A 13,380-nucleotide genomic window follows, 5' to 3' on the forward strand; every position below is an offset into this window, starting at 1 on the left:
TCCTCCATCTGCGAGCGTGATTGTCAGGTTAAAACGCTTTCGAGCGAATTGGTCTCGTTTGCCATCACGATCTCCATCGCGATGCGTTCGCCGACCGAAACGTCACGCCCCCAGCGATACGACGAATAGGGGGTAAAGCGAGTTCCAGGCGATCCCGGAATGCGTAACGATACGTCGTAGCAGACGAACTCTTTGGGTGGGCCGGCAACGACGATGCATTGCAACGCGAAGGGGCCGATGACGCCCGGCGGATTCGCTTCGCGCGCTGCCGCAACGAAGCGCTCGCCCATGTCGAAGGCTTTTTCCAACATCGACTCGGTTAGCGTCGCCGCGATGTGCCCGGCTTCTTCCATCCGCATCGGGACGTCGCGTAATGCGTCCAGCGCCGACGGTGGCACGTTGCGAAACCCCTCAAGGTTCGTTTGACGCCGCGTGTCGGTTCCGCTCAACTCCAGCTCCCCGAGCACGGGCGAATAAAAGAAATTCAAATTAACGGACGGGCCGAGGGCATATTCCTCGATCACGGCGTTTTGTAAACCGGCTTCGTCGAGGATCCCTTCGCGCATGAGGCGCTGCGCGGTGTCGTAGTAGTTTTCGCGTGACGTCGCCAAAAAGAACGCCCGTTCGAACGAAACGCGGGCGTGCGGGGCTTTCACCATGACGATGCGATCGATTTCGTCCGGCCCGTTGCAGCGGCGAGGGTAACGGATGCCGGCACGCTCGAGCAGTGCGTACTGATTGTTTTCCTCGTCACGTTCCTCGGCACGCAGCAGGCGTCGATTTCCAAAAAACGGGACCAACATGCGCCGCTCGATCTCGTCGTACGAATACTGCTGGTGCAGATAGACCTCGAACGAGCGATTCGCGACGAACACGACATTTCGTTCGAGCAAACGTCGTTGTACGTCGTCGTTGAGAATGTCGGGAAAGCGCGCCAGCTCGAGAACGTCATCGACGCACCCGCGCGCCGGGCCGGGCGGACCGGTTTTCCGAAAATACTGCGTATACGTGCGCTCTCGGCTGGCCGCCGTGACGACGAGATTGCGCAGTCCGGCCGAGCGCGCGCCCGCGGCGACTTCGAGCGCCGAATGGCTGCCGATCGAACAGAGCGTCAAGGCGTTGCGGTCGTACCGCGCGAGGGCGGAGCGCACTAGCTCGCTCATCGTACGACGTCCTCAACGCGCAACTTTCCGGCCATACGACGAAATACCAGCGAACCGTACGCGACAACAGCGATGCCACCACCGATCGTAACGGTCAACGCCGTCGTCATCGCCGCCACCGACGGCGCAGCGGCGTCGATCGACAGACCTCCGGATCCAGGCGGGTAACCGGGAAGGATGTACGGATACATGGTCGCCGCCGCGGCACCCATCAAAGCGATGAGGAACAGGCTGGACGCTGCAAACGCTCCCACATCGGACTTACCGAGCGCGAGACGCATCGCAATCAACGCAGCCAGCGCAATCGCGCCGCACGCGTACGTGGCCCAATGCCCGCCGAATCCGCGCAGATACAGCGTCGCGGCGCTAACGATTACGTACAGCGCGGCAACGCACCACCACAACGCCGTTAATGCCGACGCTGCCCGCACGGCTGGAGGTCCGTCGATCCGCAAGCGCGCAAACGCGGCGCCGTGAAAGCCGAGCACGCAAACCGCCAGCAAAGCGACCGCGATGGCATACGGATTGAGTAAGAACGAGAAGCTGCCTTGGAAATAGCCGGATGCGTCGAGCGGTACCCCGCGTATCAGATTGCCGAGCGCGACTCCGAATAAAACGACTAACAGCGTGCTCGAGGCCCAAAACGCCACGTCCCAAAATTGGTGCCACAATTCCGATGACAAGTGTTCGCGCAGTTCCAACGAGATGCCGCGGAACATCAGTAGCCATAGCACGACCATGAACGGCAGATAGAACCCGGAGAACGAAGCGGCATAGGCGGTTGGGAACAGCGCGAACAGCGCGGCGCCGGCGGCAATCAAACACACCTCGTTGCCGTTCCAGAACGGTCCGATGCTTTCCATCGCGATGCGACGTTCGGCGTCGTTGCGCGCGATGAACGGTGCGATCGTCGCGATCCCCAAGTCGAAGCCGTCGGACAACACATAGGCGGTGAGCATCAGCGCGATCACGCAGTACCCGACCGTCGGCATCAGACCGCGACCTCTGGCGCGTGCGACGGGCCAAGCCCGATTTCCCGAAGCACGAGCGATAAGAACAGCACGCCGAGCAAGAAATACAATCCGGTAAAGCCGATGATCGTAAACAGCGTTTCGCCGCCACTCACCGTCGGCGAACTTCCGGCGGCCGTACGCATCAATCCGTATACGATCCAAGGTTGACGCCCGACTTCGCTCACCACCCAGCCGGCTTCGTTTGCGATGTATGGAAACGGCACGAGCAGCATAAGTACCCATAACATCAACGGTGTCGAGTAGAGCCGGCGCATCACCAGCAGCAGCATTGCCAGTGCGGTGATGCCGCCGAAGATCGTGCCCAACCCGACCATCACGTGGTACGCATAGTACGTCAGCTCGACCGGCGGCCAGAACTCGCGCGGATAGGCTTCGAGCCCGTTCACGTTGGCGCCAAAGTTCCCGTACGCCAGATAACTCAGAATGCCGGGAACGAAGACCGGATCGAGCAGCGTCCGGCTTTTCGAGTCCGGCATGCCGATAATCGCCAGCGGCGCGCCGTGCGTCGATTGAAACAGGCCCTCCATCGCCGCCAGCTTCACCGGCTGGTATTTCGTAACGTCGTCGGCGTTGATGTCTCCCGTCGGGAACGCCGCCAGGATCGAAAGCACGAAGGCGGCGATGATACCGGATCGCACGAAACGTTTTGCCAGCGCCGTCTCGCGCTTGGCCAACAGATAGTATGCACCGACGCCGGCAACGATCAAGCTGCCCGTCAATAACGCCCCGATAAAGACGTGGGCGAACTGCCAGCGTGCCCACGACGAGAGCACGACGGCCCAAATGTCGGTGAGTTGATACGTGCCGTTCGGCCCCGCGACATAGCCGACGGGATGCTGCATCCACGCATCGGTGACGACGATAAAATAACCGGAGAGCCAGGATCCGAGGCAAACCATTACCGCCGCCCACGCCATAAACCGCGTCGGCTTTCCGCGCCGGCCGTACAGTAGCGCGCCGAGGAAAATCGACTCGAGGAAGAACGCGAACATGCCCTCCATCGCAAGCGGCTGTCCTACGACCGAACCGCTGGAACGCGAAAAGGCCGCCCAGTTCGTTCCGAATTGAAACTCCATCGGGATCCCCGTGACGACGCCGGCCGCGAAGTTAACGGCGAAGATCGTCGTCCAGAAACGCGCTGCCGCCGCGTCTTCTGGGTCGCCGCCGTGCGCGGCTTTCCAGGTGTAGGCCACGACGAAGGGTGCCAGGCCGATCGTTCCGATCGGAAACAGATAGTGAAACATGACCGTGAACGCAAACTGTAGGCGATCGGCCAGCACTGTTTCCATATCGCTCCTAGCTACTCGAGCCCGATAGCAACTTGCGTGCTTGCGGGCTATCCTGATATTCGACGGTCAAAATCGCGCGCAGGTGCGAAGCGGCAGCTCGCGCTCGCCAATCATCTATTCGCTGCAGCGTGGTATAGCACCACAGCAACAGCATCGGGAGGTCGCGGTCGCGCGGATAGACCTTGTGCATGTCGTCGATCGACTCTGCCACAAACGCCGTTTCAGAGAATTCGCGGTCGCCGTAATTGTAATCGAGCATATAGTTGATGTGTTTGAGTTGATTCTCGATGCCGAGAATCGAAAATCCCATGCGACCGAAGTACTCGTCGGCCGGCGCCAGCGTACCCATGTACGCATCGTGCGGCATCGACGTCACCGTCGTGATCACGCGAATCGGCGCGACCGCCTGCAATCTCGTGAGGAACGCTTTAGCATTTCGGACATCGCTCGCGGTCACGTTATCGACGCCGGGCGTTAAAACGTTCATCGCCGCGACGAACGCCGGACCCCAGGTCGTCGGCAAGTGCGCGATCGGAAAATCCGGTTGGGCCGCCCGTGCGATCGCTAAAGATCGCCATTGGGGATCGCCGGTCAAGAGCCAGGCGCGCCAATTCGCTTCGACGCGCGCTAGCAGCGCGTCGGTATCGCCCGGATACGCCCGTACGTTCGCGCCGGCATCGTCATCGGCCATGCGCGCCAACGCTTTCACGTCGTCTTCGGAGTCCACGCGGAGCAAGACTCGATTGGCTTGCTCGACCAAGCTCCGGTCTTTCGAATTTTTCTGCACCCATACGGCCGCTTCGCGAACCCACCACGCGGCGGCATCGTGATTGATCAGCGGGTTGTAGTTGAGCCCGGCACCGATCTGGACGGTCAACGTGGCGAGTTCGCCGTAGGCCGGGTCGTTCGGATACTGCAGCGAGTACGCGCGACCCGCGTTGAAGATGGTCGATAAGTAATATTGTTGCGAGCGATAGCTCCAGCCGGCGTCTCCGTCTTTTGCGTACGCATCCTTCATCTGTTGGTACAGGATCGACGGGTCGGCGACCAGGGCTGCGCGCGCCGAAGCGGGCGGCAGCGCGATGCACGCCGCCAACATGAGTAGCGCCAGCCGCTTACAGAACGCTCGAATCATCCAGCACCAGACGAAGGTTATTCGTCAGCAACGCGTTCTTTAATTCGCGCGCGATTCGTCGCCCCGTCGACATCGGCTCGGAGTAGTTCAGATACGAATACGGCGATCCGTCGATGAACAGATTCGTGCCGGCAACGATTCTGGCGGAAATTTCCATGATGTAAAACTGCATGTCGGGCGTGATGATGGTTTCGATGCAGAACGCGCCGAACAGGCCTTTAGGGCCGCAGATTTCTTGACTGACGCGAACGACGTCGTCGCCCATACGCAAGGCCTCGGCGAGCATCGACTCGCGCAGCGATACCGGCTGGTTGCCGACGACTACGTAGGACGGGCTGACGTCCATACTTCCCTGTGCGGCCGCCGGAATACGCCCCAGCGAGTCGACGTTGGTTTCGTAGCGCCGGTCCATCGACATGATCTCCAACGTGCCGTCGAGCGGCGAATAGAAATAATGTATGTAGAGCGGAACGCCGATGATATATTCCTGAATGATGTGCTCTTGCTGCAGGTGCGCAGCGCGCGATTCGAAGTCGGCCGCGTCCTGAATGAACATGTAGCCCTTGCCGCCCTGCGCACCGTACAGTTTCACGATAACCGGACGGTCGATTTCGGCGCCGCTGCGAAACTGTCGCGGCAATTGCAGGCCGGCGCGCGACAACCATTGCCGCTGCAACTCGCGGCTGGCTTCCCAGTCGAGAACGGCCTTGTTCCCGAAATAGGGAATCGTCATCTTCTTCTGCTCCTCGAGCGAAAGATAGGCGACGAACGATCCGTGCGGGACGATGATCATTTTCCGACTCGTGAGGTCGTCGATCAGGCTGGAGAATTCCGAGTAGTCGTTGAGCGTAATCACTTCATCGACAAATTTGAAGGATCGATACAGACGCTCGGTCACGCGATTGGAGATCGCGAGCGTTTTGAATCCTTCGTCGTGCGCTCCCTTGAGGATCTGCAGCGCGGAATGCGATCCGAGCGTCGCGATAGTATAGGGTTTATTCATCGTTCGTAGAGCGCCTCATCAATCGCAGGGTTACAGAGCAAGAGTCGCACCGCATCGTCGAGTACCGGGCGGTGCACCGGTGCGCCATTTTGGTCGAATAAGCGCCAGCCGACGTAGCGGCGAGCCGATGCGACTTCGGGAATGGGCTTTCCAAGGCGCTTGGCGTCGCGCGGATCGCGACGCCCGATCCAGACCTCACCATGACGCGGATGGCCTTCTGCCAGCACAGTGAGGCGATGCTTGTTGGGGTTAAAGATCGATTCATTTGCCGCCACGCGACGGGCGAACGTTTCGGCTTCGCCGCCGTCCTCGCAGCTCCAAATTTCAGTGCGCTCGACGCGACTCAACACGAGACCCAGGCGTTTCAGCGCCTGAGCTGCGGTAAACGCCGCATTATCGGGAATTTTTAGTGCGATCGCGGCGACGCGTTGGGTCATCGATCGACCGCTTCGACAAAACTACGAAAGAGCACCGCTCCGCCGGACGGCGCCAAGACATCGTCGCCGATACGCCGGTCGAGATGCTGAAAGTTCCAGCCGTCGCGTTCCGGGTGGGGCATGAGGGCCAAGACATTTCCCTCCACGTTGAGCAAGCCGGCGCATCCGAGTGCCGATCCGTTCGGAACTGCGGCGTCGTCGACCGTACCGTCCGCCTGCGAGTACAGAAAGGCTACGTGGCCGCCACCGATCAGTTCGCGCAGATGCTCGGGCGGCGCGGCCAAACAGCCTTCGCCGTTTGACGCGTACGCCGGGAACGTCGCATCCGGCGGCAGTGCGGCGGTGATCGGCGACCGCCCGGGATCCACCGCGAGCTTGACGTAAATTTGTCGGCAGATGAAATGCCCGGACGGTCGATTATCCGTGAAGGCAGCGGTCGGACGGCGCAGTTCGCCCGTGCCCGGCACGAGGCCGGCCTCGAGAAGAATCTGCGCGCCGTTGCAGATACCCAGAATCAGCTTTCCACGTCGTGCGCCGTCGATCACGTAATCCATCACTGGATCGAACGCCGCGACAGCCCCGGCGCGGATTCGGTCCTCGTACGCAAAGCCGCCGGGTAGAACGTATGCATCGTATTGCGCCAGCATATCGGCGCGCGACCAGTGCACCAGATGCGCGTCGCCGCCGCAGTCGCGCAGCAAACGCACCGTTTCGTCTTCGGAGTTCGTCCCGGGAAACGTTAACACGGCAATCCGGCGCTTCACGGATACAGCTCCTCGAGCGGACGGCTCCAGATTTGGTGCAAGCCGGAGATCCCGAACGAAGATCCGTTGACGATCAACTGCGGTCGAGCGATCGTCTCGCCGATTTTGAGGATACCGGTAAGGTTGAGTTCGCTGTCGTCGCTGACTTCGCATAAAAACCCACCCGCTTCGCAAAATGGGTTGCCGAAATCTAATTCCGCCCCCAGCTCCCGTCCGGCGGCACGCGCATCGAACGCGAGGCGTGCCAGCGCGACCAGCATTCCGCCGTCCGTAATTGCGCGGCACGACAGCAGCACGCCGGTAGCCATCGCGCTACGCACGATGTCGATCGCGGTGCGTTCGGCGTCGTACGAGATTTCGGGCAGCGATGCGTGTACGCCGAGCACGTCGGCCAGCACCGAACCGCCGGCGGCCAGTTCGCGACTGCCAACCCACAAAAGCGCCGAGCCGGGGCGCTTGAGCCCGGGCAAGATCGCCGTCCCGACGTCGTCGGTGACGCCGATGCACGACACGATGGCCGACGCCGGAACGCTGCGGCCACCGGCGGATGCGTTGTAAAGGCTGACGTTTCCGGATACGAATGCCAACCCGAGTTCGCGAGCCGAGCGCGCCAGCCCGTCGACCGCGGAAACCAGCGCACCATATTGTTCGGGATTACGCGGATTTCCGAAGTTCAAACAATCGGTGAGCGCGACCGGGCGCGCACCGACTGCGATGACGCGGCGCACTGCCTCGAGGACGGCGGCTTCGGCCGCGTATGCCGGATCGATCGCCCCGTAGCGCGGGTTGCCCGCGACGGCTAACGCGACACCCAGTCGAGATCCCGGCACCGGCGCAAGGATACCGGCGTCTGCGGCGCCGCGCGGCAGAACCGTGGTTCCGCGTACGACCCAATCGTAGCGGCGATAGAGCGGCTCGCGCGAGCACACGTCACGGTGCGCGAGAATCTTCGGGAAAAGGCTATCGACATCGACCGCCGGCAACTCGGGGCTTGCAGCTTCGTGACGGATACATTCGACATACGGCAGATCGTCGACGATCTTGCCCGTCAATACATCGATGTCGACGTCCATGACGGTTTTGCCGCCTTGGCGTAGCACGTACTTCTTTTCCGTCGTCAGACGCCCGACGATCGAAGCGCGCGCGTTATGCGAGATCGACGGCAGCGAATACTCTTCGTTGTAGATGCGCAGCACTTCGGCGGCCGCTTCGTGCGGCAACGCCCACAAGAGCCGCTCCTGCGCTTCACCGATGGCCGCAACGTACGGCGGTAGCCCGTCGATCGCGACGTTGACGCGGTCGAGATCGATTTCCGCTCCGTATCCGCCGGCCGAAGCCAGCTCGGCCGAGCAACCCATCAATCCGCCGGCGCCGAGATCTTTGCACGCCGCCACGATGCCGCGTTCGCGCAACGCTTCGAAGACGCGATAGGTCGCGCGCATCAACACGTTTTTGAGAAACGGGTCGGGAACTTGCACGGCGCCTTTATTAGCGTCTTCGTCGGCTTCGTCCAACGTTACCGACGAGAACGATGCACCGCCGAAGCCGCTTTCGTCGGTGGCTTTTCCGACGAGCACCAAATCCCACCCGGCCGCTCCCGGGGGCGCAGCCGAATGCACGATCTCAGACTCTTTCAAGACCCCCAGAGCGACGACGTTCACCAAACAATTGTCGTCGAAGCCTTCTTCGAAGTAGACGTCGCCCGCGATATTCGGAACGCCGATCGCATTGCCGTATGCGCCGATTCCATCGACGACGCTGCGAGCCACATACCGTTGGTGCGAGTCGGCTACGTCGATGCGACCAAAACGCAGCGGATCGGCAACGCCGATCACGCGGGCACCCATGCATAATACGTCGCGAACGATACCGCCGATGCCCGTCGCCGCGCCTTCGAACGGAACGACTTGCGACGGATGGTTATGCGACTCGTGCGCGACCACGATGGCGTACGTTTCGCCGGCGTGCTCTCCGAGTCGAACGATACCCGCGTCTTCGCCGGGACCTAGAATGACATCGGGACCGCTTGACGGCAATCGCGATAGGAACGGCCGGCTCGACTTGTAGCTGCAATGCTCGCTCCATTGCGCGTCGAACGCGTACAACTCGACGTCGGTCGGTTCGCGTCCGAGCCGCTCCACAATGCGTTCGATTTCGTCGGACCGTAGCGCGACATTGGGACGGGTTCCGTCAGGCAAGATGTACGCCGGGGGACCCGGTCTGCAGTTGTTGTTGGAGCGACGCATCGAATGCGATCACGCTCGAGCGTGCGTTGGCCTGCATGAGCAACGTCCGTCCGAACAAGACCGTGTCTTCCAAGCCGAAGATCTTCGCGCATTGCAGCGCCAACTGGTCGGGCGGACGGGTTCCGTGGAATACGGGAGCGGACGAGGCCGATTCGAGCATCGAGTGCAGCGCCGAGTGTTCCCCGACGGCCACGAACGCGAGACGAGCAAAGGCAGCTTCGAGCTGCGATACGAGTTGGAGTACGTAGTTCGGTGTCGTCGCCGGACTGGCGACGTGGCGTACGGCCGGCAGACCGAATTGTCCGAACGCTCCCGCGATTTCGTTCGAGCGATCGACGCTCTGCGGACCATCGGCGATGATCGCCACCATGCCGGGGCGCATGACCGGAAACGAGCCGGCCATTTCGGCGACGCGTTCGTACGCTTGTTTTACGCGCGCGAGCGCCGCATCGTCGACTACCGGCAGATTGCGATACATCTGCTTGTCGAGCATTAAATCTTCACGCCCCTGCGGCCAAATGCGCCACGAGTCGTTATCGATCACGTCGGCGATGGCGAGCTGCCCTTGATTCTCGCCGCTTGCCAAACGTCCGAATTCGATCTTGCAGTCTACCAATAGCACGTCGCGACGCCGCCACGCGTGCGCCAAGATGTCGAACGTCAGACGGGCCATCTCGGTCATCGCCGCAATTTCATGCGGTCCGGCGATGTTGGAGGCAACGATCTGGTCGGGACTAATGAGCGGATCGTGATTGGCGTCGTCCTTCACGAAAAACTCGACCACCCGCGGAGCAAGCAGCATCCCGCGCGTGATCGACGGATTGCGTTTGACGAACGAGCCGGCCGCGACGCCGCGAACGACGACTTCGAGCGGCAGCATGTTACAACGACGTACGACCATCTCGTTGTCGTCGTCGTCTTCACCGCCGTTGAGATAGTGCGTCGGTAATCCACAGAGGTTGAGCAAGCGGAATACGCGCGCGGTCGTTTGCGCGGCTAGGCGTCCCTTGCCGGGGATTTCGTTCCGTCGCGCTCCGTCGCCGGCCGAAATGGAATCGGTTTGCTCGACGACGACCTGTGCCGGCTGTCCCGGCACCTCGTATAGAATTTTGGTCTTGCCACGTGCGATCTCGATGCCTTTGTTCACGAACGCTCCTCGTCGTCGACGCGCACTTCCAGTTGCGCCGGAAACGGCGGCAGTGTATCGATCCGAGCGGCCAGTTCGCGCGCTCGCTGGGGAGCCGTTCCAACGTGTTTCGACGGATCGAGCAGACGCCGAATCTCTGCCGGATCCAAAAGCGTCGTGAGCGCTCCTTCTTGGGACAGGAGCTGCGAAAGCGGATTGTCGCGGCCTTCGCTCAACGCGTCCCACGAGGTCATGCACGCTTCGCGAATCGATTCGTGCAACTCCTGACGGTTGCCACCGGAACGGACCGCCTCCATCAACACCGACTCGGTGCCCGCGAACGGCCCGTAGGTGCGGAGGTTGGCGGCGATGCGGCGCTCGTCGACTTTGAGTCCGGCGATGACCCGGTGCGCGAGCGACACGATTTCGTCGGTGCACAGCAACGCTTCGGGAAGAATCGTTCGGCGGTTAGCGCTGTCGTCGAGCGTTCGTTCCAACATATTGGTAGCGGCGTTTTGCCAGGCGGCGTCCGCGTAACCGGGCAGCAGTCGCGACAGCGAACCGATCCGTTCGCACACGATCGGGTTGCGTTTGAACGGCATCGCCGAACTGCCGACTTGCTTGCGCCCGAACGGTTCGGCGACCTCGCCGAACTCGGGCGTGCTGAGCACGCGAACGTCGGCCGCAAACTTCGACAGCGATGCGCCGACGCCGGCGAGCCCGGACAACAAGAGATAATCGAGCTTGCGGGGATACGTTTGGGTTGCGATCTCGCGTGCCGTCAACCCGAAACGTTGCAGCACGTGCGCCTCGAAATCGGCGGAGCGTCCCGAGCCACCGGCTAACTGCTCGTACGAAGCCGCCGTTCCGACCGCTCCCCGCAGCCCTTTGGCCGTTAGATTATCGAAAACGAACTGCAAATTATCGCGGTCGATCGTCAGGTCTTGTGCGTACACGGCCAAGCGATAGCCGAGCGTCGTCGGTTCGGCCGGTTGCAAGTGGGTTGCGCCCATACACACCAAGTCGGCATAGCGACCGATCTGCGTAGAAAATACGTGCAGAAGGCCATCGATCGAAGCGCCGATCCACGAGAGCGCCAACCGCAACCGGTACGTCTCGACGGTATCCTCGATATCCATGGAGGTGGCACCCAGATGCAGCTTACCGCCGCCGACGTTCGCCTGGGAAGCGAAGACGCGGATCTCGGCCATCAGATCGTGATGAATCTCGCGTTCGATTTCCAAGGCCGCGTCGACATCGACGCGGCTCGCGTTGGCACGTAGATCGGCGAGCTCGGCGTCGGAGATCAACTCGCCGGCGGCGTGCTGCGCCTCGGCAAGCGCGACCCACACCGCACGCCACAACCGGCGTCGCGTATCTTCGGAAAAAAGTGAGCGAAGCTCAGCGCGGCCGTATCTCCAGGAGAACGGCGAGGCGTACGTACGATAGTCCATGGGTGCACGGATTCCGTTCGCGCCAATGCGGCGCGCGCCTGTCGCGCTGGAACGCGCGCGGAGGGTACGGCTACATTTGTCCGGTAGTTCGGATGCGATGAAATTCGCCGCGCTCGCATGCACCGTCGTCATTGTGCTCGCCGCTTGCTCGAAGACCGACGGGACGGCGACAAAAGCGGGACGCCATGCATGGACGCAGCCGGGCGTTCTGCGCGTCGCAGTCGTCGAAGAACCGAAGAGCCTGAACCCTCTGCTGGCGTCGACCAGCGTCGACGGCTTCATCGACCGTTTCCTCTTTACCGGGCTACTCTCGGCCGACGTCCGCGGGAACCCGATTCCGATGCTCGCCGACCGGGTTCCGACGCAAGCCAACGGCGGCATCAGTCGCGACGGACTGACCATAACCTACAAGCTGCGCCGCGACGCCCGCTGGTCGGACGGGGTGCCCGTGGGTGCCGACGACGTGGCCTGGTCGTGGCGTGCCATCATGAACCCCCGCAACAACATCATCTCCCGCCACGGCTACGACATCATCCGCAGCGTCTCGACGCCCGACGCTCATACCGTCGTAGTCCGGCTAGGGCAACGATTCGCGCCCTTCGTCAACACGTTCTTCGCCGAAAGCGATCAGCCGTATTCGATCGCTCCAGCCCACGCATTGCGTGCATTTGGCGACATCAATCGCATTCAGTTCAACGACACACCGTCGGTCAGTGACGGGCCGTTCCGGTTCGTTTCGTGGACCCACGGGGACCGGATCGTGCTCGTTCGCAACGCGGGTTTCTTCAAAGGTACCCCGCAGTTATCGCGCGTCGTCGTGCAGTTCGTACCCGACGAGAATACGGCCGTCAATCTGCTACGGACACATTCGATCGACTACGTCTATCAGCCATCGATCGAAACGTATTCGGCACTGTCGGCGTTGCCGGACGCGCACATTGTGTGGAGCGACATGAACGGATACGAGGCAGTCGAGTTCAATCTCGCGCACCGGCAAACCCGCGACCCACACGTGCGCCGCGCGATCGCGCGAGCGATCGACAAAGCGAGTCTCGTCGAACGGCTGACCCACGGCCAAGAAAAGGTCGCGACGGAAGATATTCCGGATTGGATGTGGGCATTCGACCCATCGGTTCGTTCGTATCCGTTCGACATCGCGGCGGCACGGCGCGAACTCACCGCGGACGGCTACACCTTCGGTTCCGACGGACTTGCTCGTAAGGCCGGCTCGCCGCTACAGCTTCTACTCGTCACCGATACGTCGGACGTCACCCATCGCGAAGAAAGCGTTCTGCTGCAAAGTGCGTTACGCTCGATCGGCATCGACATCACCATCAAGACCTATCCGCAGGCGACGCTCTTCGAGGCTGCGGCCAGCGGCGGCATCGTGCAGGGCGGCAAGTTCGACATCACGCTCGCGCCCTGGTACGCAGGCATCGATCCCGACGACTCATCGCAGTTCCTGTGCGCGAACATGCCACCCAACGGCTATAATACGTCTCGCTATTGCAATCCAGAGATGGAAGCCGCGCAAGCCGACGCGTTGACGCACTACGATCAAGCGCTTCGAGCGGTTGCGTACGGACGGGTTCAGCGACTGCTAGCGCGCGACGTGCCGTACGTCTTCTTGTGGTGGAAGCGGCAGATGGAGCCCATCAGCGTCGATTTCAAAGGTTTCGCACCCAACGCGTCCACCGAGTCGTGGAACGCGTGGCAGTGGAGTATATAA

General features: G+C 61.6%; 11 protein-coding genes. 1 reads left to right on the forward strand and 10 read right to left on the reverse strand.

The genetic code is table 11. The features are described 5' to 3' along the window. Window positions 1-23 precede the first annotated feature (23 nt). The 10 genes from VGF98_01725 to purB are packed head-to-tail and all read right to left on the reverse strand — an operon-like array spanning window position 24 to window position 11,651. The gene (locus tag VGF98_01725) at window positions 24-1,163 is read right to left on the reverse strand and encodes a DUF1297 domain-containing protein (protein HEY1680342.1); all 1,140 of its coding nucleotides are present in this window, start codon (window positions 1,161-1,163) and stop codon (window positions 24-26) included. Then, entirely contained in the window at window positions 1,160-2,155 is a 996-nt protein-coding gene (gene cydB / locus VGF98_01730; GenBank protein ID HEY1680343.1) for a cytochrome d ubiquinol oxidase subunit II, read from the reverse strand. The genes VGF98_01725 and cydB overlap by 4 nt, the downstream gene beginning before the upstream one ends. Then, complete coding sequence (locus tag VGF98_01735; GenBank protein ID HEY1680344.1) at window positions 2,155-3,486, reverse strand: cytochrome ubiquinol oxidase subunit I; 1,332 nt, start codon at window positions 3,484-3,486, stop codon at window positions 2,155-2,157. Before VGF98_01735 ends, cydB begins: the two co-directional genes overlap by 1 nt. Before the next feature lie 7 nt (window positions 3,487-3,493). Then, on the reverse strand, window positions 3,494-4,621 hold the full coding sequence (locus VGF98_01740; protein ID HEY1680345.1) for a hypothetical protein: 1,128 nt from the start codon (window positions 4,619-4,621) through the stop codon (window positions 3,494-3,496). Next, window positions 4,602-5,624 (reverse strand): formate--phosphoribosylaminoimidazolecarboxamide ligase, encoded by a 1,023-nt coding sequence (locus VGF98_01745; protein HEY1680346.1) that lies wholly within the window; start codon window positions 5,622-5,624, stop codon window positions 4,602-4,604. The genes VGF98_01740 and VGF98_01745 overlap by 20 nt, the downstream gene beginning before the upstream one ends. Beyond that, complete coding sequence (locus VGF98_01750) at window positions 5,621-6,061, reverse strand: hypothetical protein (protein HEY1680347.1); 441 nt, start codon at window positions 6,059-6,061, stop codon at window positions 5,621-5,623. Before VGF98_01750 ends, VGF98_01745 begins: the two co-directional genes overlap by 4 nt. Next, window positions 6,058-6,825, reverse strand: coding sequence for a phosphoribosylformylglycinamidine synthase I (gene purQ, locus VGF98_01755; GenBank protein HEY1680348.1), 768 nt, complete (start codon window positions 6,823-6,825; stop codon window positions 6,058-6,060). Before purQ ends, VGF98_01750 begins: the two co-directional genes overlap by 4 nt. Then, window positions 6,822-9,023, reverse strand: a complete 2,202-nt coding sequence (gene purL, locus VGF98_01760) for a phosphoribosylformylglycinamidine synthase subunit PurL (protein HEY1680349.1) — start codon at window positions 9,021-9,023, stop codon at window positions 6,822-6,824. The genes purQ and purL overlap by 4 nt, the downstream gene beginning before the upstream one ends. After that, the gene (locus VGF98_01765) at window positions 9,016-10,218 is read right to left on the reverse strand and encodes a phosphoribosylaminoimidazolesuccinocarboxamide synthase (GenBank protein HEY1680350.1); all 1,203 of its coding nucleotides are present in this window, start codon (window positions 10,216-10,218) and stop codon (window positions 9,016-9,018) included. The genes purL and VGF98_01765 overlap by 8 nt, the downstream gene beginning before the upstream one ends. Next, window positions 10,215-11,651 (reverse strand): adenylosuccinate lyase, encoded by a 1,437-nt coding sequence (gene purB / locus VGF98_01770; GenBank protein ID HEY1680351.1) that lies wholly within the window; start codon window positions 11,649-11,651, stop codon window positions 10,215-10,217. Before purB ends, VGF98_01765 begins: the two co-directional genes overlap by 4 nt. On the opposite strand from purB, the gene VGF98_01775 reads away from it, so the two are divergent. Then, the gene (locus VGF98_01775) at window positions 11,650-13,380 is read left to right on the forward strand and encodes a peptide ABC transporter substrate-binding protein (protein ID HEY1680352.1); all 1,731 of its coding nucleotides are present in this window, start codon (window positions 11,650-11,652) and stop codon (window positions 13,378-13,380) included. The genes purB and VGF98_01775 overlap by 2 nt on opposite strands.

It is taken from the genome of Candidatus Tumulicola sp. (assembly GCA_036490475.1).
In the GTDB taxonomy this organism is placed as follows: Bacteria; Vulcanimicrobiota; Vulcanimicrobiia; order Vulcanimicrobiales; family Vulcanimicrobiaceae; genus Tumulicola.